The organism is Flavobacterium sp. N1994, assembly GCF_025947145.1.
In the GTDB taxonomy this organism is placed as follows: Bacteria; Bacteroidota; Bacteroidia; order Flavobacteriales; family Flavobacteriaceae; genus Flavobacterium.
Genome location: NZ_CP109999.1, coordinates 724553 through 744309 on the forward strand (window position 1 = coordinate 724553; position 19757 = coordinate 744309).

Annotated in this window: 20 protein-coding genes; 17 read left to right on the forward strand and 3 right to left on the reverse strand. The window is 34.0% G+C overall.

Annotated features, from left to right (window positions below):
- Positions 1 to 258: 258 nt before the first annotated feature.
- The 4 genes from OLM53_RS03385 (at position 259) to OLM53_RS03400 (ending at position 4037) form a co-directional block, all read left to right on the forward strand.
- Positions 259 to 480, forward strand: a complete 222-nt coding sequence (locus OLM53_RS03385) for a helix-turn-helix domain-containing protein (RefSeq protein ID WP_264521652.1) — start codon at positions 259 to 261, stop codon at positions 478 to 480.
- Positions 477 to 1709, forward strand: a complete 1233-nt coding sequence (gene dcm / locus OLM53_RS03390) for a DNA (cytosine-5-)-methyltransferase (RefSeq protein ID WP_264521653.1) — start codon at positions 477 to 479, stop codon at positions 1707 to 1709. The genes OLM53_RS03385 and dcm overlap by 4 nt, the downstream gene beginning before the upstream one ends.
- Entirely contained in the window at positions 1702 to 3126 is a 1425-nt protein-coding gene (locus tag OLM53_RS03395; RefSeq protein WP_264521654.1) for a MutH/Sau3AI family endonuclease, read from the forward strand. Before dcm ends, OLM53_RS03395 begins: the two co-directional genes overlap by 8 nt.
- Before the next feature lie 185 nt (positions 3127 to 3311).
- Complete coding sequence (locus OLM53_RS03400; protein ID WP_264521655.1) at positions 3312 to 4037, forward strand: hypothetical protein; 726 nt, start codon at positions 3312 to 3314, stop codon at positions 4035 to 4037.
- Here OLM53_RS03400 and OLM53_RS03405 read toward each other — a convergent pair.
- Both OLM53_RS03405 and OLM53_RS03410 read right to left on the reverse strand, forming a co-directional pair.
- Complete coding sequence (locus tag OLM53_RS03405; protein ID WP_264521656.1) at positions 4021 to 4377, reverse strand: hypothetical protein; 357 nt, start codon at positions 4375 to 4377, stop codon at positions 4021 to 4023. The genes OLM53_RS03400 and OLM53_RS03405 overlap by 17 nt on opposite strands.
- 42 nt (positions 4378 to 4419) lie before the next feature.
- On the reverse strand, positions 4420 to 5010 hold the full coding sequence (locus OLM53_RS03410; RefSeq protein ID WP_264521657.1) for a 2OG-Fe(II) oxygenase: 591 nt from the start codon (positions 5008 to 5010) through the stop codon (positions 4420 to 4422).
- 183 nt (positions 5011 to 5193) lie between these two features.
- Here OLM53_RS03410 and OLM53_RS03415 point away from each other — a divergent pair, with 183 nt between their 5' ends.
- The 13 genes from OLM53_RS03415 (at position 5194) to OLM53_RS03475 (ending at position 18714) form a co-directional block, all read left to right on the forward strand.
- Complete coding sequence (locus OLM53_RS03415) at positions 5194 to 5697, forward strand: YybH family protein (protein ID WP_264521658.1); 504 nt, start codon at positions 5194 to 5196, stop codon at positions 5695 to 5697.
- A gap of 180 nt (positions 5698 to 5877) precedes the next feature.
- On the forward strand, positions 5878 to 6399 hold the full coding sequence (locus tag OLM53_RS03420; RefSeq protein ID WP_264521659.1) for a YybH family protein: 522 nt from the start codon (positions 5878 to 5880) through the stop codon (positions 6397 to 6399).
- A gap of 84 nt (positions 6400 to 6483) precedes the next feature.
- Positions 6484 to 7611, forward strand: coding sequence for a methionine aminotransferase (locus OLM53_RS03425; RefSeq protein ID WP_264521660.1), 1128 nt, complete (start codon positions 6484 to 6486; stop codon positions 7609 to 7611).
- A gap of 69 nt (positions 7612 to 7680) precedes the next feature.
- Entirely contained in the window at positions 7681 to 9291 is a 1611-nt protein-coding gene (locus tag OLM53_RS03430; RefSeq protein WP_264521661.1) for a hypothetical protein, read from the forward strand.
- Positions 9292 to 9468: 177 nt separating this feature from the next.
- On the forward strand, positions 9469 to 10404 hold the full coding sequence (locus OLM53_RS03435) for a T9SS type A sorting domain-containing protein (RefSeq protein ID WP_264521662.1): 936 nt from the start codon (positions 9469 to 9471) through the stop codon (positions 10402 to 10404).
- A gap of 139 nt (positions 10405 to 10543) precedes the next feature.
- Positions 10544 to 11425 (forward strand): SDR family oxidoreductase, encoded by an 882-nt coding sequence (locus OLM53_RS03440; protein WP_264521663.1) that lies wholly within the window; start codon positions 10544 to 10546, stop codon positions 11423 to 11425.
- Between the two features lie 167 nt (positions 11426 to 11592).
- Positions 11593 to 12360, forward strand: a complete 768-nt coding sequence (locus OLM53_RS03445) for a ParA family protein (RefSeq protein WP_264521664.1) — start codon at positions 11593 to 11595, stop codon at positions 12358 to 12360.
- Between the two features lie 3 nt (positions 12361 to 12363).
- Positions 12364 to 13263 (forward strand): ParB/RepB/Spo0J family partition protein, encoded by a 900-nt coding sequence (locus OLM53_RS03450; protein WP_264521665.1) that lies wholly within the window; start codon positions 12364 to 12366, stop codon positions 13261 to 13263.
- A complete protein-coding gene (locus OLM53_RS03455) occupies positions 13263 to 13820 on the forward strand; it encodes a DUF5683 domain-containing protein (protein ID WP_264521666.1) in 558 nt (185 codons plus the stop codon). The genes OLM53_RS03450 and OLM53_RS03455 overlap by 1 nt, the downstream gene beginning before the upstream one ends.
- Positions 13821 to 14525 (forward strand): 4-hydroxy-tetrahydrodipicolinate reductase, encoded by a 705-nt coding sequence (gene dapB, locus OLM53_RS03460; protein ID WP_264521667.1) that lies wholly within the window; start codon positions 13821 to 13823, stop codon positions 14523 to 14525. It abuts the gene before it with no gap.
- 45 nt (positions 14526 to 14570) lie between these two features.
- The gene (gene lepB, locus OLM53_RS03465; RefSeq protein WP_264521668.1) at positions 14571 to 16265 is read left to right on the forward strand and encodes a signal peptidase I; all 1695 of its coding nucleotides are present in this window, start codon (positions 14571 to 14573) and stop codon (positions 16263 to 16265) included.
- Positions 16266 to 16350: 85 nt separating this feature from the next.
- A complete protein-coding gene (lepB, locus tag OLM53_RS03470; protein WP_264521669.1) occupies positions 16351 to 18090 on the forward strand; it encodes a signal peptidase I in 1740 nt (579 codons plus the stop codon).
- On the forward strand, positions 18091 to 18714 hold the full coding sequence (locus OLM53_RS03475) for a WbqC family protein (RefSeq protein WP_264521670.1): 624 nt from the start codon (positions 18091 to 18093) through the stop codon (positions 18712 to 18714).
- Here the strand turns inward: OLM53_RS03475 and OLM53_RS03480 are convergent.
- Positions 18704 to 19753 (reverse strand): endonuclease/exonuclease/phosphatase family protein, encoded by a 1050-nt coding sequence (locus OLM53_RS03480; RefSeq protein WP_264521671.1) that lies wholly within the window; start codon positions 19751 to 19753, stop codon positions 18704 to 18706. The genes OLM53_RS03475 and OLM53_RS03480 overlap by 11 nt on opposite strands.
- Between the last annotated feature and the right edge of the window lie 4 nt (positions 19754 to 19757).

The window sequence follows — 19757 nt, forward strand, 5'->3', positions numbered from 1 at the left end:
AAAAATAATCTGTCAACCACCAAAATCCCTTTAGGGATGATATAACCCACCAACACACCACATCATTCAACACAATCTTCTCATTCCCGCGAACTTGTGAACCCCAATATTGTCATGCTGACGAAGGAAGCATCTCAAACCGCCCACTATCCTTCTATTTTTTTTATTCTTACCCTCTGAAAACTTTGTTGACAAATACCCAACCATGCTTACTATTGTAGGCGGGTCAATCGTAGGCATCAATATAAATTTAAACACATGAATATTAAAGAAAAATTTGGACAAAAAGTGAAAGCACTACGAGAAGAAAAAGGCTTCTCTATTGAGCAATTAGCTAATATCTCCAATGTAGACAGGAACTATATCTCTGATATAGAAAAAGGAAAAAGAAATGCTTCGATTGAAATAATCGAGAAAGTAATAACCGGATTAGAAACTGATTTTGCAACATTCTTCAGTGATAAAAGTTTTAAGAAATGAAATCTAAAAAATTGAAAGTAGCGGAGCTATTTGCTGGTGTTGGAGGATTTCGACTAGGTTTAGAAAAAAATAATCTTTATGAAGTAGTTTGGAGTAACCAATGGGAACCATCTACAAAAATTCAACATGCTTCTATGGTTTATGAAGCACGTTTTGGTTCTGAAAATCATTCAAACCAAGATATTGCTCAAGTACCAATATCTGAAATTCCCGATCATGATATACTTGTTGGAGGCTTTCCTTGTCAAGACTATTCTGTAGCTACTACTCTTCACAACTCAAAAGGTTTGATTGGGAAAAAAGGTGTGCTTTGGTGGTCGATTCAAAAGATATTAAATGATAAAAAAAACAAACCAAAATATCTATTTCTTGAGAATGTAGATCGACTTTTAAAATCTCCTTCAAATCAAAGAGGAAGAGATTTTGCTGTAATGTTAAAAAGTTTAGACGATTTAGGTTATGCTGTTGAATGGAGAGTAATAAATGCTGCAGAATATGGAATGCCTCAAAGAAGAAGAAGAGTTTTCTTCTTAGGCTATCATAAATCAACCAAACTTTATCAAAAAATGAAACAATCTATAAAAATAGATTGGCTTACAAACGAAGGGACAATTGCAAAAGGCTTCCCTGTTTCAATTGAAAATAGTAATATAAATTCTTTTGAATTAAATGGCGATTTAGTTGAAGTGTCAGATAATTTTAATAAAGATGGTAAATTATCCCCTTTCTTGAATACTGGTTTATTGATAGATGGGCAAATTCATACTATAAAAACTTATCCAAATTATGATGGCAGTAGAACTGTTTTAAAAGATGTATTGCAAAACGGTGAGGTGACTGATGATTTTTTCATAAATGAAAATGATTTGATGAAATGGGAATATTTAAAAGGATCTAAAAAAGAAGTGAGAAGAACTGCTGATGATTTTGAATACAATTACAGTGAAGGAGCAATGATTTTTCCTGATGCATTAGACAATGCTTCAAGAACTATTATTACAGGAGAAGGAGGAAATTCACCTTCAAGATTTAAGCATGTTGTCAAATCAGATAGAGGATTAAGAAGGCTAACACCAGTAGAGCTAGAAAGACTAAATATGTTCCCAGATAATCACACCAAATTAAATGGAATTACAGATACAAAAAGAGCCTTTTTCATGGGAAATGCTTTAGTTGTTGGGGTCATAGAAAAAATTGGCGATGAATTATATAAAAACATAAATGAGTAATGACTCACTACCATATGATGATTCTAACATAAATTCTATTCTGAATTACGCATTGCTATTATTAAATAAATCATTATCTGATGTAATTGAAAATGATTTAGAAACATCATTCAAAGGCAAAGGAAGTTTTGGTCAAAAAATAGAAAAACTATATTTTAAGTACGAACCAAACTCAAAATCAGAACCTGATTTTGTTAAAGTTGGGATGGAATTAAAGACTACTCCTTTAAAAGAGGTTAAAAGAGGATTTGTTTCTAAAGAAAGATTAGTCTTTAATAGCATAGATTATAATAATATTTGTAATGAGGCTTTTAAAACAAGTAGTTTTTGGAAAAAAAATCAATTAATACTATTAATGTTCTATCTACATGAATATGGTAAATTAGATTTTGACTATATCTTTAAAATAATTAGAATTTGGCAATTTCCTTCAACTGATTTAAAAATAATTAAAGATGATTGGGAATTAATTGTAAATAAAATTAAAGCTGGAAAAGCTCACGAATTATCAGAAGGAGATACTGTTTACCTAGGAGCATGTACAAAGGGTGCAAATAAAGAATCTGTTGTAAGTCAACCTTATTCAAAAGAGAAAGCAATGAAAAGAGCTTTTTCTTTGAAATCAAAATATTTAAATTTCATAATTGAAAAAAGTTTAAAAAAAGAAGAAATCGTAATCGACTATGATGAATACGATAAGATTCTTAACGAAAATAATATATCCGAAGAACCTAGGGCTGAATACAGAAAAATAAACTTAAAAGATTTAGAACCTATTGTTAAATCTTTGGATGAATATAAACCCGGAGAAACATTTGAAGAACTAGTTATTAAAAAATTTAACCCATATATTGGATTAACTGAAAATCAAATTGTACAAAAACTAAACTTTAAAGTTACAGAAGCCAAAAACAAAATAAATCTGCTTTCAAAAGCCATACTTGGTGTTACAAAAAATAAAATCGAAGAGTTTGAAAAAGCAGACATTCAAATGAAGACTATAAAATTAGAAAATAGTGGTTCATTGAAGGAAAGTATGTCTTTCTCTCAAATCCAGTATAAAGAAATTATTAATGAAGAATGGGAAGATTCATATTGGTTTAATTCATTAACGAAAAGATTTTTCTTTGTTATATTTGAGAAAAATGAAAAGGGCGAATTAGTGTTTAAAAAAGTAATGTTCTGGACTATGCCTAATAAAGATTTAGAAAAGGCTAGAATATTCTGGGAGGATACAAAAGAGAAAATAATCAATAATGATTTTAATCATTTCATTAAAATTTCAGATAATAAAATGTGCCATATTAGACCTAAAGGTAGAAATAGTTTAGACTTAATGGAAACTATTTCAGGTACAAATGAAAAGAAAAAATGTTATTGGTTAAATTCAACATACATAAAAGAAATAATAAAATAACTTTATCCCCCGCTCCCGCACGAATCCCTTCGTGTGGTATAACTAAACACCCCCCTCAACCCCCCAAAACCCTCATCTTAAGAAAATCTTAAGCAAACTTTCACAATTCCTTAACTAAAAATCTTACGTTTTGGCACGATTTCTGTTAATTCTTTGTCATTAGTAACTCTTAAATGATAGAAATCATGAAAAAAAGATCAACATCCGAAGTAGGACATGCTAAAAATGTAACCAACTTCACAGCGCTAATTGAATTGTTAGAAGAAATGGGACCGTTGTACAACCCCTCAAATCCCGACATTCAACTTACTAATCTGGTAGTCCTTAGAGACCAACTCACGACTAGCATCCAAAACCTAGCCGATCAAACACCTCCTTTCAAAATCGCAGTAGCGAATCGTGAAAATGCCTTCAAACCTCTAAACAAATTGAGCACTCGAATAAAAAATAGCTTCAACTCGCTACGTCAAACAAAAGCTGAAAACGACAACGTCTTAAGCATAGTTAAAAAAATCAGAGGCGACGCACCGGTTCCAAAAGCCGAAAAGCTCGATAAAGAAGAAAGTAAAACAATTTCAACTGCGCAATTAAGCTACACGAGCAGAGCCACAAACTTTCAATCGTTAGTAAGCTTACTCTCAGCCTACAGAAATTATACTCCAAATGAGCCCGATTTAACTTTAACCCATTTAGGAGATTTATATGCCCAACTCAAAAACTTCAATAACGAAGCAGAAAAAAAAGGCTACGCACTAATCACCGCCCGCAAGCAACGAAACGATTTACTCTACTTCAATCCAGTAAATCTATTAGGTATAGTACTTCCAATAAAAGAGTACATTAAATCAGTAGAAGGCGGAGATCCTTATTATAAAGCAGCAATAGCACTTCATTTTAAAACAATTCCTTAAAAGTAAAACAACCCGATAAAACCGAAGAAAAGAAAAGTTCTTCGGTTTTTTTATGTCCTATAGTCAACAGAATAACTACAAATCCCGAAAAAAAGACTGCAATGCCCGAAAAGACAACTGCAATGCCAGAAAAGAAGACTGCAACTCCCGAAAAGAAGACTGCAACGCCCGAAAAGACAACTGCACTGTCCGAAAAGACAGCTGCATCCTCCGAAAAGACAACTGCAACGCCCGAAAAGTCAACTGCATCCTCCGAAAAGATGACTGCAAAGCCCGAAAAGACTACTGCACTGCCCGAAAAGACAACTGCACTGCCCGAAAAGACGACTGAATCCCTCAAAAAGCAACACCCAATTCGTAATTCGTAATTTCTAATTCGTAATTAAATTTTCAACCAGCCCGTAACACTCATCCTCCGCCCCTGAGTCACTAATACTTCATGCTCCAAAACACTGCTTTTAAAAAAAACCGTTTTACCCTGAGTGGGTGTAATAGTTTGGTTGGCATTCGTTTGATAAACCAGCAACTCTCCCCCATCTTGGGTCTCCCAATTCGGATTCAAATAACTAATCATCGAGAATTGTCGGCTAGAGTTGTCTTTAAACTGGTCTAAGTGCTTTACATAAAAGTCGCCCGCTTCATATAAAGAGTAATGAAACTCATAACTTTTAATGTTTGTATAGCAAGTGCTATTCAAATAAGCTACAAAAGCATCCATCTTGGTAAAGAATTCATTCTCATAAGGGTCATTGTGATGCTTATCCAACCAATAAATCTTGTCTTTCCGAATGAACTGACTATGCTGTAGCAAACTATCATTCCCTACTCCTGCTGCTTTGAGTTCATTGTCCTCATGCAACAATAATAAGTTAGAAGCCAAGTGCTCACACAAACCCGCACTCAAAAAATGATCCGATATCCCAATCTTATCTGCTAAATACCCTGCAATCAAGTCCTCAAAATCCGCTTCCATACACTCCACACTTGAATAGACAAGTCGTGGCAAGGTAGACTAATTAAAATCAGGAAACAGAAAATATATCTTGGCCTCACTTTTATTCAGAAAAAAGCTCATTATCAATATTTTATAAGTACATTTATATACCCTTAATCTTGTGGAGTAACCTAAATTATTAATAACCAAAACCAATAATTTATGAAAAACAAGATCATCAACGGGATGGCTCTAGTGGCTTTTATTACTTTAGTAATGGCCTGTCAACCCAAAAAAGAAGAAACCACTGCAGCGCCTGCAGTAGACAAAGACCAAATCAAAACCGAATTACAAGCGCTAGAAACTGGTTTTGCTGATGCCATGAACGCCGGTAAACCCGAAACTATTGTTTATTATGCAGAGGACGCCACCAGTTATGACCAAAACATGGCACCTCTAGTAGGAAAAGCGGCCATTGATGCCCAGCTAGCAGACCGTTCTAAAAAGACTCCTAAAGGCAACAAAGTATCTTACACTGCTAATGAAGTATTTCCATCCAGTGATGGCAATCAAGTAGTAGAACTAGGAAGTTACACTGTGGTGGATTCAACTGGGGCTAAAAAAAGTTCTGGTAACTACATGAGTCTTTTTGTAAAAAAAGACGGTAAGTATACCTGCATCCGTGACATGGGCGCTTCCGATATGCCAAATGAAGAAAAGAAATAACAGGCAAGACAACACAAGGAAAAAGCACTTCTAAATGAAGTGCTTTTTTTATGCTTTAAACAAAGAGTCAACAATAAATTTATACCATACATTAACTGATATTCAACAAATTATTATTACATTTATAAACCCTAAGTCTTGAATTACAATAAAGTGAAACCATTAAAAACCACCCATTATATGAAAAACAAGATTTTAAACAGCATCGTTTTTATTTCAATTTTAGCTTTCGTAATCGGCTGTAAGCCAAAAACACAAGAAGTAACTATTGACAAAGTACAAATCAAAAACGATATACAAGCCATAGAAAACAAAATGGCCGAAATGTATAACAATCGTGAACTCGTAGGCGAAGAATACTATGCCGATGATGCCACCAGCTTTTCACAAAATAAACCCCCATTAGTAGGAAAGTCAGCCATTGATCAATCTATCAAAGAAGACTTAGCTAATTTTCAAAAAGGCAATCAAATAGCATTTGTAGCCAATGAAATATTCCCCTCCAACGACGGAAATCAAGTAATAGAAGTAGGAAGCTACAGAGTATCTGACTCTACTTCAACAGCAATATACACTGGTAATTATATGGCTCTCTTTGAAAAAAGAGATGGTAAATACGTTTGCATCAGAGATATGGCCGCCTCTGACAGACCAAAAATAGAAATCGCCAAACCAGAAGAGAAAAAAGAAGATAAAAAGTAATACCATTAAAATGTATTCTTTAAAAAGTACTTTCAATTGGAAGTGCTTTTTTTGTACTTTTAATTTTTTGAAATAAAAAAACAGATGTCCAAACTCCCCCACATAGGTACCAGTATTTTTACCATCATGTCTCAAATGGCAAATGAGTATAACGCTATCAATCTATCACAAGGTTTCCCCAACTTCCCAGTAGATAAAAGACTAACCGATATAGTAGCTAAGTTAGCGACACAAAACGTACACCAATACACTCCAATGAGCGGCTATCCTCCACTATTAGATAAGATTGTCAACCTGACCCAACAATCCTATCAAAGAACGGTTAGTCCAAAAGAGGAAATCCTTATCACTGCTGGTGCTACTGAAGGAATATTTGCCACCATTCAAGCGCTAGTCAATGCCAATGAAGAAGTAATTATCCTAGACCCAAGCTATGATTGTTATGAAGCGCCTATATTATTAATTAATGCTAAACCTATTAGAGTTTCACTCAATGATGATTTTACACCTAATTGGGAAAGCATCAAAAAAGCAACCAATGAAAAAACCAAACTTATCATCATCAACAATCCCCACAACCCCACAGGAAAAACTTGGACCGAAGATGATTTTATTCAGTTAGAAAAACTAACGGTTGCCTTCCCTAACCTAGTAATCCTTTCAGATGAAGTATACGAATACATCACCTTTGAACAACCTCACGTATCCATTCACCACCGTCCCAAACTTTGGAATAAAAGCATCAGCATTTCTTCCTTTGGGAAATCCTTTCACATCACAGGTTGGAAAATAGGCTACGTCATCGCTCCAGAACACTTGATGAAAGAAATCAAGAAAGTACATCAGTTCCTAGTGTTCAGCGTAAATAGCATCTCACAAGTAGCCATTTCTGAATATTTAGATAGTGTAGAGGTCAATAGCTTAGGGAATTTCTACCAACAAAAAAGAGACTTCTTCAGAACCCTTTTAAAAGATACAAAACTTGAACTCCTGCCTTGCGAAGGGACTTACTTTCAAGTCGCCTCCTACGCCAACATCAGTCAGGAAAAGGATTTAGACTTTACCAAACGATTAGTAACCGAGTTTGGAGTGGCTACTATTCCTATATCTACCTTTTATGCCAATGGTAAAGATGCTAAATGCATACGATTTTGTTTTGCCAAGGATGATACTACCCTATCCCAAGCAGCAGAACGGTTGATGAAGTTATAAATACGAACTGTTTACCTTTTGTACACTTCTAATCTTAGGATTGCCAATAAAAAATTCTAATTTTGAATTATGAATTGCATCAGGACACTTTTCCTTTCTTTTATTTTACTACTAGCAACAAGTGGTTTTGCATTGACATCAGACAATCCGTTGATGCAAAAAGGGTGGGCAGCTCTCGTTAAAGACAATGAGAATGAAGCTTTCCAATATTTCTGGCAAGCACACGAAAAAGCAAAGCAAGAAAAAAACACCGCTGACAATGCCGAGTCTTTACTTTATTTAGGCATCTGCTCTTATGGTTCTAGTTTAGAAAAAGGTTTGCAATACGTAACCCAATCGCTTAGCGAATACAAAAACTTAGAAAAGACCAACCCAGAGAAAGCCACCATTGGCCGCTACAAATGTTTACAACTTATCAGCACCATCTATAGTCGGCAAAAGAAGTACGATGAGGCTTTACAGTTAAGTGAAGAAGTAGTAAAAGAACTAAAAGGCAAAAATGACACTTCAGGAACTTTAGGATTAGCTTACAATAGCCTTGGTTCATTATATGAATTAAAAAATCAAAAAGAAGAATCAGAAGCCTACTATAAATTAGGTTTAACCGAGTTTGAAAATGGGAATAATGTTGCCTACTTGCCCACTTCCTATTGCAAAGTAGGAGAAATTGCCCAACAACATAATGACCAAGAAAATAGCTTACTCTATTTCAAAAAGGCCTTTGAGCTTGCTCAATCCACACAAAACAAACAAGCACAAGTCAATGCTTTATTGGCTCTAGGGAAATGGCATATCGCCTTTGAAAATAATTTACTTTTAGCCGAAAACTATTATGACAAAGCTAGAATTATTGCCACAACATTATCCGATAAGCTTTTTGAAATCAAATGTATAGAGGCTTTAATTGAATTAAAAAACCAACAAGAAAATTTCAAAGAAGTCAGCCAACTACAAGCCGAAGTCATTGCTATCAAAGACAGTTTTTACTCTTTTGAAAGAGAGCAAATAGTGAAAAGTTTGGAAGTCCAATTTGAAGTATCCGAAAAGAATAGAAAGCTAAAATTAATATCGGCAGAACAAGAAGTCTCCAAACTAACGAACTATCTTTTGCTATCCTTATTAGGATTATTAATAGTGGTATTCCTGGTTCTCTTTATCTCCTTAAAACGCATCAACAAACGAGACAAACAACTACTCAAAACCCAAGAAGAATTGGTTCGTGTTATGGAAGAACAAAAACAATTCAAAGAACAACAATTCCAAAACGATATTGAATACAAGGAAAGTCAGCTAAGCGCTATTACGATACAAATGCTCGAAAAGAACGAGCTTTTAGATGAAATCAAAACTATACTGAATAAGAAAGAAGCCACCTCAGAAGCTGAAATCAAAAAATTGGTGAATAAATACACCATGCAAGACAACAACTGGAAAGATTTTGACAACTATTTTGAAAGCGTTAATAAAAACTTCTACACTCGGCTAAAACAAAAATACCCGGATATCAGTTCCAATGATTTAAAAATATGCGCACTCATCAAATTGAATTTATCAATCAAAGAAATGGCTGCCATTTTAAATATTTCTCCCGATAGTGTAAAAACAGCGCGTCATCGTTTGAGAAAAAAACTGCAACTCTCCACTGAAGAAAACCTAACCGATTTCATTCTTTCTATATAATAATCAACTATTTACAAGGTTGTTTACCTTTTGTCAACCCCCTATTTCACCTAACATATAAAATAAAAAATATCTTTGTTTTGAAATCGAAGATTCACGAACACAATAAAAAAATAAACACTCGTGAGTAATTGCTAAGAATAAAAATTCATTCTATTAATCAAAAAATCAACTGCTATGAACAAAAACTATTTTATCCTTTGCCTTTGTTTAGCCCTTACTCCTTTTTGCTCCAATGCTCAAGTAGTAAATGGTGACTTTGAAACTATCACTTGTAATTTTATCCCTTCTAATTGGGGAATGACTTTTTTGCAACAAACTACTATTGACACACAAACTGGGCAAACTACTGGAGATGAAATTCAATATACTTGGTGCATCCCATCGATGGTTTATGTTTCTACAGAACCTCAAAGCGGGAACTACGCTATGGAAATTTCAAATGCCCTTAATGTTACTCAAAATAAAGTTATACCAGGAGTAGCAAACATTTTCAGTGACTCATCACAAAGTGGACCTGGTTGGAATCCAGGTGTTCCTATTGCAGTGAATGAAGATGTATCCATGTTTGGTTTTTACTATAAGTTTATGCCTGCTGGGGATGATATTGCTCAAGCCAGAATGCAAGTTTTTGATGAAAATAGTAACGAAATTGGACAAGCCACAATAGATATATCAGGAACTCATAATGAATATACCTATATTTATCAAACTATTAATTACACTTCAACAGCCACTCCAGCTTTTATGATTATAGCCTTTAGTATGGCAAAAGAAGGGTCAACACCAACCTTTGGGACTCGTTTAGTTATTGATAATGTGGTAACCAATTTTGCAGCACTAGGATTAGAGCAAAATAATCTTCCGAATAAATTTTCTTTCTATCCAACATTGGTCGATAATGAAATCAATATTATCCCTGGGAATTTACAAAGTGATTCCATTTCATATAAAATCATCAATGCACAAGGAAGTATTATAAAACAAAACACTGTCAGCGATTCAAGTGCTTATATCTATACTATGGATGTGAGTTCATTAAGCTCCGGAATGTATTTTTTACAAGCAGAATCAAATACAGGTAGCGTCATCAAAAAGTTCATCAAGAAATAAAACGTTTAAAGTTAATTGCTATGAACTGGATTGGAGATTAATTCTCCAGTCCAGTTTGTTTTTTTAGGAATAGATAGTTTTATATATTTACACTCGAGACCGAACGGTCGAACTAAACGTAGTTAAAAAAGTAAAACTTATGAATTTTTCAGCAAAAATGCTTCGCGATAATGCTTTATCTGATAAAGTAATAGTAGTAACTGGTGGCGGTAGCGGTTTAGGTAAAGCTATGACCAAATACTTCTTAGAACTAGGGGCCAAAGTCGCCATCACTTCTAGAGATTTAGAAAAATTAAAAACCACAGCGGCCGAATTAGAAAAAGAAACTAACGGCAAATGTCTTCCTATTCAATGTGATGTACGCCATTACGATCAAGTCGAAGCCATGTTGGCTGAAGTATTGAAAACCTTTGGCAAAGTAGATGTATTGCTCAATAATGCTGCAGGAAACTTCATCTCTCCTACCGAACGATTATCTGCCAATGCTTTTGATACCATAATTGATATTGTTTTAAAAGGTTCCAAAAACTGCACTCTAGCCTTTGGAAAACATTGGATTGCTGAAAAACAAACCAACTGCAATGTCTTGAATATAGTAACCACTTATGCTTGGACAGGCTCAGGCTATGTAGTACCAAGTGCTACTGCCAAAGCCGGAGTTTTAGCAATGACCCGAAGTTTAGCAGTAGAATGGGCCAAATACGGTATCCGTATGAATGCTATTGCTCCAGGACCCTTCCCAACAAAAGGCGCATGGGACCGATTACTACCTGGTGATTTAGCCGAAAAGTTTGATATGGCCAAGAAAGTACCTTTGAAACGTGTGGGGGACCATCAGGAATTAGCCAATTTAGCAGCTTATTTAGTGTCTGATTTCTCAGCCTACATCAATGGTGAAGTCATTGTGATTGATGGTGGTGAATGGTTACAAGGCGCTGGACAATTCAACATCTTAGAAAAAATTCCACAGGAAATGTGGGACATGTTGGAAATGATGATTAAAAATAAAGGGAATAAATAGTAATTAGTAACTAATTTTAGTAGTAAAAAAACAGCTAAATCTTCTGTCTTTTTTCTTTTCTCTTGCTTCTTGCTTCTTGCTCAAAACTTTACAAGAATGTTAACAAAATTCCGTTGGCAAAGCCATAAATAATTGTATTTTTACGGCTCAAAATTTTTAAAAATTAAATGGGTAAAATCATTGCTATTGCCAATCAAAAAGGTGGTGTTGGAAAAACAACAACTTCTGTAAACCTTGCAGCATCACTGGGAGTTTTAGAAAAAAAAGTGCTTTTAATTGATGCCGATCCACAAGCCAATGCTAGTTCGGGTTTAGGCATCGATATAGAAAATATTGCTATTGGAACCTACCAAATTCTGGAACATAGTAATACCCCTCAAGAAGCTATAATTCCATGTAGTGCTCCAAATGTTTGGGTAATTCCAGCACATATCGACTTGGTGGCCATTGAAATAGAATTAGTTGACAAAGAAAACCGCGAGTACATGCTGAAACAAGCTTTGGAAAGTGTGAAAGATGAATATGATTATATTCTAATTGACTGTGCCCCTTCATTAGGATTACTAACCTTAAACGCATTAACTGCTGCGGATAGTGTTGTGATTCCAATTCAATGTGAATATTTTGCCTTGGAAGGTTTAGGAAAATTATTAAACACTATCAAAAGTGTTCAAAAAATACATAATGCCAATTTAGATATTGAAGGGCTTCTTTTAACCATGTTTGATTCTCGTTTGCGTTTATCGAATCAAGTCGTAGAAGAAGTTCAGAAACATTTCAACGATATGGTTTTCAAAACTATCATCCAACGAAATGTAAAATTGAGTGAAGCTCCAAGTTTTGGTGAAAGTATTATTAACTTTGATGCTACGAGTAGAGGTGCAACCAACTATTTAAGTTTAGCACAAGAAATTATCAAGAAAAACAGCAATTAAGCTATGGCAAAAGCTATAAAAAAACAAGCATTAGGAAGAGGATTATCAGCTTTACTGAAAGATCCAGATAACGATATTAAATCGGTTAATGATAAAAACGCCGATAAAGTTGTTGGGAATATCATCGAATTAGATATTGATGCTATTACTATAAATCCGTTCCAGCCTAGAAGTAATTTTAATGAAGATGCGTTACAGGAATTAGCTTCCTCCATCAAAGAATTAGGACTTATTCAGCCGATTACTGTTCGTAAATTAGATTTCAATAACTACCAATTAATTTCGGGAGAAAGACGTTTACGTGCCTCAAAATTAGTCGGTTTAACAACCATTCCTGCTTACATCCGTATTGCCAATGACAATGAGTCATTGATAATGGCTTTAGTAGAAAATATTCAACGTCACGACTTAGATCCAATTGAAATTGCACTTTCTTATCAAAGATTAATTGACGAAATTCAATTGACTCAAGAACAAATGAGTGAACGAGTGGGAAAAAAACGTTCAACGATTGCCAATTATCTGCGTTTGTTAAAATTAGACCCTATCATTCAAACTGGAATTCGTGACGGATTCATCAGTATGGGACACGGTCGCGCCATCATTAACATAGAAAATCAAGACGTACAAACCGATATTTATCAAAAAATTGTAAGCCAAAATCTTTCCGTTCGGGAAACAGAAGCTTTGGTTAAGAATTATCAAGATAGTATCAAACCTGTAACGGCTAAAGCGAAAAAAACAACTACATTTAGTATCCCTGAAGAACAAAAAAAGGCATTCGTAAATTTCTTCGGAACCAAAATAGACGTGAAAGTCGCAGGTAATGGTAAAGGAAAAATTACTATTCCTTTTCATTCGGAAGAAGATTTTAACCGTATTATCAAATTAATAAAAGGATAGTGAATAAACTTTTATACATAGTTATTATCCTTTTTCTTTTTGGAAATCAAAAGGTCTTGGCGCAACAAATTGGTGATGCCATCAAAGCAAAAGACTCTGTAAAAGTAAATGAGATTGACCCACTTAGACCAGCTAAAGCAGCATTCTATTCGGCTATATTACCAGGTTTAGGACAGGCCTATAATAAAAAATACTGGAAAATACCTCTTGTTTACGGTGCCATCGCATCTAGTCTCTACTTTTATATTACCAACAATAATAAATACCATAGCTATCGCGATGCCTACAACCGACGATTAGCTGGATTTACGGATGACGAATATCGATATCTTGACGATTCAAGATTAATCGCTGCCCAACGTTTTTACCAACGGAATAGAGATTTATCCTTGTTAGTCTGTATTGGTTTTTATGTTTTAAATATTGTTGATGCCAATGTTGACGCGCATCTAACACAATTCAACGTAAGTGATAAATTGTCCTTAAAACCTGATGTGTATCTAAATCAATTCGATTATAAACCCAATTTAGGTCTAACATTTAATTACAAATTCTAAATGAAAATAGCTTTATTAGGATATGGTAAGATGGGGAAAGTGATTGAAAGAATCGCTTTGGAAAGAGGACATGAAATTGTATTAAAAAAAGACAACAGCAATACTTTTGAAGGACTATCAACTGCTGATGTTGCAATTGACTTTAGTGCACCAAGTGTAGCTGTTGAAAATATTTCTACGGCTATCAATGCTGGTATTCCTATTGTTTCGGGCACAACGGGTTGGCTTGAAAATTATCATCAAATGGTAAAGTTGTGTAATGATAAGAATGCTGCCTTTCTCTATGGTTCTAATTTTAGTTTGGGTGTAAATTTATTCTTTGAACTCAACGATTATTTAGCCAAGATGATGGCAAAATTCAAGGATTACAAGGTATCGATGGAAGAAATTCATCACACTCAAAAACTAGACAAACCTAGTGGAACAGCTATTTCATTGGCAAATGCTATCATCAATCATTCCGATAAAAACAATTGGTCTATCGAAAACCCAAAAGAAGACGACTTATTTATTGATGTCAAAAGAATAGATGATGTTCCTGGAACCCATAGCGTTTTTTACAACTCAGAAGTTGACTATATCGAAATCAAACACGTAGCTCATAATCGGGAAGGATTTGCCCTTGGTGCTGTCATTGCTTCCGAATGGATTATTGGAAAAAAAGGCGTTTTCTCAATGAAAGACGTTTTAGATTTACATAAATAATCAAAATTTAAACTTATTTACACATAAACTTTTAAACTTAGTATCATGTCAATATACCAATGGTTTATATTTTTCCTAGCTGTCCAAATCATACATGGTTTAGGGACTTGGAAACTATACGAAAAAGCAGGGAGAAAATCTTGGGAAGCCTTTATTCCAATTTACAATTCCATCGTTTTAATGAAAATTATCAATCGACCAACTTGGTGGACATTGTTGTTATTCATTCCGATTATCAACTTGATTATGTTTCCAGTAGTTTGGGTAGAAACATTGAGAAGTTTTGGGAAAAATTCATCGACTGATACTCTTTTAGGTGTTATTACTTGTGGACTTTACATTTATTACATCAACTACACCCAAGACGTAAAATACATTGCTGATAGAAGTTTAGTAGCCACAACAAAAACTGGTGACACCGTTAGTTCATTGCTATTTGCTATTGTAGTGGCAACATTAGTACATACTTATGTAATGCAACCCTACACCATTCCAACCTCTTCATTAGAAAAATCATTATTGATTGGTGACTTCTTATTTGTTAGTAAATTTCATTACGGAGCTAGAACTCCAATGACAACTGTAGCAGCACCGATGGTTCATGATACTTTGCCTTTAGTAAAAACGAAATCGTATTTAAGTTGGCCACAATTGCCTTACTTCAGATTCCCTGGTTTTGAAAAAGTAAAGAAGAATGACATTGTTGTTTTTAACTGGCCTGCCGATACTGTATATAAATTCTTTGACACATCGGGTAGAAGCATCTTAAAACCTGTAGACAAAAAATCAAATTATGTAAAACGTTGCCAAGGTACTCCCGGTGATTCATTGCAAATAAAAAACGGTACGGTTTACATCAACGGAAAAGAATTGATTTTACCGGAAAGAGCTAAACCACAGTCAACTTATAAAATCTATTCTAAAGAGGGTGTTAATGCCGATTTAATTAGAAATTTAGGTTGTACAGAATTTGAAAGAACATTTGAAGTACAATTTAATAATGAAGATCAAATCAATGCAGTAAATCCTTATACCAGGGGCGCTGAGAAAATTTCTGATGGAAATTATAAAATTAAAACTGGTGCTAATGGAATACCTCAAAAAATAATTCAAGATTTATATATAAATATCAGAGAGGTATACGATTACCAATTAACCGCAACATTAACAAAACAAATTGCTGAACAACTTAAAAATACAGCTTCTATAGACTCTGTTGTAAATATTACATCTCCTTTAGGAAAAGGAGAAGCAAACATCTTTACGCACAACCCTAACTGGAATGGGGACAATTTTGGTCCAATCTATATTCCAGAAGCGGGTAAAACAGTTGCTCTTAATCTTGAAACACTTCCTTTTTACAAAAGAATTATTTCGGTTTATGAAAACAATGATTTAAAAGTAGTGGGTAATGATATTTATGTAAATGATAAAAAAGTAACTTCTTATACCTTCAAACAAAATTACTATTGGATGATGGGGGATAATCGTCACAATTCTGAAGATAGTCGTTATTGGGGATATGTTCCAGAAAACCATATTGTAGGTAAACCTGTATTCATTTGGATGAGTTGGGATACCAATGGAAAAGGGATTCATAAAATTCGTTGGGATAGACTATTCACTTCAGTTAGCGGTGATGGGCAACCACAATCTTTTTTCAAATATTTCCTTTTTTTATTAGCCTTATATTTTGTTGGCGATTATTTTTGGAAGAAGAGAAAAGAAAAAAACAGCTAATTGTTTTTTCGCTATTTAAGTTTTGATTGTAACAAATTAGGCAATACCAAAACTAATACACTGATTAACTTTTAAACTCGCCATCATGTCATCATATCAGTGGTTTTTATTTTTCCTGATTATTCAACTTATTCATGGTTTAGGAACCTGGAAATTATACGAAAAAGCAGGAAGAAAATCTTGGGAAGCCTTTATTCCGGTATACAATTCCATAGTATTGATGAAAATCATCAATCGACCAACTTGGTGGACATTCCTTTTATTTATTCCAATTGTCAATCTTATATTATTCCCTGTAATTTGGGTAGAGACTTTGAGAAGCTTTGGCAAAAACTCCACCGTTGATACTTGGTTGGGAATATTTACATTTGGATTTTACATCTATTACATTAATTACACACAAGATGTTAAGCACATTGCTGAAAGAAGTTTAGTAGCCAAAACAAAAACTGGTGACACTATAAGCTCTCTTCTTTTTGCTATTGTAGTGGCCACAATAGTACATACTTATGTAATGCAACCTTATACCATTCCCTCTTCTTCATTAGAAAAATCATTATTAGTTGGCGACTTTCTTTTTGTGAGCAAATTCCATTACGGTGCAAGGACACCAATGACAGCAATAGCGGCACCGATGGTTCATGATACTTTACCGCTAATCAATACCAAATCCTATTTGTATGATGATAAAAATCCTGAATCCTGGAAAAATAAATTACAGTTTCCTTTTTTCAGATTTCCTGGATTTGAGAAAATAAAAAATACTGAAATAGTCGTATTTAATTCACCAAGGGATACCGTTTTTATGATGGACGTTCCAACAGACAGAAGATACAACAAACCAATCGACAAAAAAACAAACTTAGTAAAACGATGTGTTGGTATAGCAGGAGATAGTCTACAAATTAAGAATGGAGATGTTTACATCAATGGAAAAATATTACCATTCCCAGATAGAGCTAAACCTCAATATTGTTACAACATCAAACTTAAGGGTGCAAGTGAAGAGTCAATAACCTCCCAGTATGAAATAACTGAACATTATCCTTTATTTAAAATTACACGTAAACTTTGGGAGAATAACGTTTTGAGGGACTATCTGCGTACTCAAAAAATGATGCTTTTTGAAGTTTCAAAAGATTCGACTGATGCTTATATAAACGGCAGAATTACTCAAGAAATTTACAATAAATTGAGCTTAAGCATTCCTGACAATTATTTTCAAGCCAATCTAACCGAAGAAAAAGCTTCATTGTTGAAAAGTAATCCAAATATTGAGTCCATTATAAGAAACAACAAAACAGGAGCCGAAGATGGCATTTTTCCTGATACTCCAGATGGAAAACCATCTTTGACAAACAATTGGAATAGCGATAACTTAGGACCTATATACCTTCCGAAAGAAGGCGCAACGGTTAAGCTTGATTTAAAATCACTTCCTTTCTATAAAGTTATCATAACCGAATATGAAGGCAATACAGTAAAAGTCGATGGAAATGATATCTTAATCAACGGAAAAAAAGCTACTTCTTATACCTTCAAGCAAAATTATTACTGGATGATGGGAGACAATCGAAATAATTCTTTAGATGCACGTTATTGGGGTTATGTTCCGGAAAGCCATATTGTTGGAAAACCTGTTTTTATTTGGTTTAGCTGGGACACCAATGGCAAAGGAATCAACAAAATTCGTTGGGATAGAATGTTTACGACGGTTAATGGTGAAGGTCAGCCACAGTCCTATTTTAAATATTTCTTGATATTATTAGGATTGTATTTTGTGGGAGATTATTTTTGGAAAAAAAGAAAAGCCAACAAAGCCTAAATGAGCAATATTCTTATTCATCCTTCTTACTTTCCTTCTATCAGTCATTTTGTGGCTATTGCTAAAGCGGATTTAGTAACTTTTGAAATGGAAGATAATTTCCAAAAACAAACCAATCGTAACCGAATGTACATTTATAGTCCGAATGGCATTCAGTTACTCAATGTCCCCATAAAACATAGCAAAGACAAGCATCAAAGGATTAAGGAAGTCAAAATTGAAAATGATTTTGATTGGCAAAAGCAACATTTCAAATCACTAGAAGCTGCTTATAGAACTTCCCCTTTCTTTGAATATTTTGAAGATGATATTTTACCTATTTTCCAAAAGAAGCATACTTTTTTAATGGACTTAAATTTAGAAACTATGTCTATTGTTTCTAAATGCTTGAAGTTGGAATTTGACTATGATGAAACGGTTGAATATTTCCATCAAGTGGAAGACAAAATGGATTATCGGAATTTAATCAACGGAAAAAAAGACACTTCAGAATTTGAGGTTTACACCCAGGTTTTTGGTGACAAACATGGTTATTTAAATAACCTTTCCATTTTAGATTTAGTATTCAATGAAGGACGATATGCTTTGGATTATCTAAAGAAACAGCCTTTACTTATTCAATAAAAGAAAGTCTTGTCATTATCGGAAAGTGATCTGAGTTTTCGAATTTTGTATAAGTAGTAAAACTTTTAACCGTCATCTTTTTAGAAGCAAAAATATAATCGATTCTTGCTGGGTAATATTTGAATTTATAGGTTTGCCCAAAGCCATTTCCTGCTTCTTCAAAACAATCATTCAAATCCGATTTAATATTGCGATACACATAAGAAAACGGACTATTATTCATGTCTCCACAAATAATAACAGGATAACGACATTCGTTTTTATGCTTAGTCAATATCTCAGCTTGATGTTCTTGTTTCCTGAAGGCATCGCGAATTCTAGTAAAAAGTTGTTCCGATTTGCTTTGATTGATGGAATCAACATGTTCAGAAATTTCATTAACATCAGGTGATATTTTGATGGATTGCAAATGAATATTATAAACTCTTAGCGTATCTTTTCCCTTTTTGATATCAGCATAAATTATATTATTTCCAGCTGTTGGAATTTTGAAGTCCCCTTGATTGAATATAGGAAATTTAGAAAAAATAGCTTGGCCTGTTTTGATTTTCTCGCCTTCCATAAAGATGGCTTTGTATTTGTAAATTCTCAAATCTACTTTAGCATTTTCTGAATATTCCTGAATGCACAATATATCCGGATTTTGCTCATTAATAAAGCCCAATATAGTATCTCCAACCTTTCTATCTGGAATCCAATCAAACAAATTAAATAACCTGACGTTGTAACTCATTACGGTAAAGTCTTTTTCCTCACTCTCAATGTCATTGGAAGAAAACTTGTAAAATTTATTAATGAAGGTAATCCCGAGCAAAAGAACCAAACCCGATAGAATCACTTGACGTTTTAATTGCAAAAGCCAATAAATAAAAAATAGTGTGTTTAGAATGAGAAATAATGGTAGAATTAATGTAAGTACCGAAAGAAGAGGAAACATTTTGGGTGCCAAAAAGGGTAAAACATAAGCCACGAAAGTCAATACAGTAACCACTATATTGAACCCAAATATCACTTTGTTAAACCACGATAATTTTTTCATTTAC

Coding starts and splice junctions, on each gene's coding strand:
- OLM53_RS03385 (WP_264521652.1), top strand. CDS start 259: ATGAATATTAAAGAAAAATTTGGACAAAAAGTGAAAGCACTACGAGAA.
- dcm (WP_264521653.1), top strand. CDS start 477: ATGAAATCTAAAAAATTGAAAGTAGCGGAGCTATTTGCTGGTGTTGGA.
- OLM53_RS03395 (WP_264521654.1), top strand. CDS start 1,702: ATGAGTAATGACTCACTACCATATGATGATTCTAACATAAATTCTATT.
- OLM53_RS03400 (WP_264521655.1), top strand. CDS start 3,312: ATGAAAAAAAGATCAACATCCGAAGTAGGACATGCTAAAAATGTAACC.
- OLM53_RS03410 (WP_264521657.1), bottom strand. CDS start 5,010: ATGGAAGCGGATTTTGAGGACTTGATTGCAGGGTATTTAGCAGATAAG.
- OLM53_RS03415 (WP_264521658.1), top strand. CDS start 5,194: ATGAAAAACAAGATCATCAACGGGATGGCTCTAGTGGCTTTTATTACT.
- OLM53_RS03420 (WP_264521659.1), top strand. CDS start 5,878: ATGAAAAACAAGATTTTAAACAGCATCGTTTTTATTTCAATTTTAGCT.
- OLM53_RS03425 (WP_264521660.1), top strand. CDS start 6,484: ATGTCCAAACTCCCCCACATAGGTACCAGTATTTTTACCATCATGTCT.
- OLM53_RS03430 (WP_264521661.1), top strand. CDS start 7,681: ATGAATTGCATCAGGACACTTTTCCTTTCTTTTATTTTACTACTAGCA.
- OLM53_RS03435 (WP_264521662.1), top strand. CDS start 9,469: ATGAACAAAAACTATTTTATCCTTTGCCTTTGTTTAGCCCTTACTCCT.
- OLM53_RS03440 (WP_264521663.1), top strand. CDS start 10,544: ATGAATTTTTCAGCAAAAATGCTTCGCGATAATGCTTTATCTGATAAA.
- OLM53_RS03445 (WP_264521664.1), top strand. CDS start 11,593: ATGGGTAAAATCATTGCTATTGCCAATCAAAAAGGTGGTGTTGGAAAA.
- OLM53_RS03450 (WP_264521665.1), top strand. CDS start 12,364: ATGGCAAAAGCTATAAAAAAACAAGCATTAGGAAGAGGATTATCAGCT.
- dapB (WP_264521667.1), top strand. CDS start 13,821: ATGAAAATAGCTTTATTAGGATATGGTAAGATGGGGAAAGTGATTGAA.
- lepB (WP_264521668.1), top strand. CDS start 14,571: ATGTCAATATACCAATGGTTTATATTTTTCCTAGCTGTCCAAATCATA.
- lepB (WP_264521669.1), top strand. CDS start 16,351: ATGTCATCATATCAGTGGTTTTTATTTTTCCTGATTATTCAACTTATT.
- OLM53_RS03475 (WP_264521670.1), top strand. CDS start 18,091: ATGAGCAATATTCTTATTCATCCTTCTTACTTTCCTTCTATCAGTCAT.
- OLM53_RS03480 (WP_264521671.1), bottom strand. CDS start 19,753: ATGAAAAAATTATCGTGGTTTAACAAAGTGATATTTGGGTTCAATATA.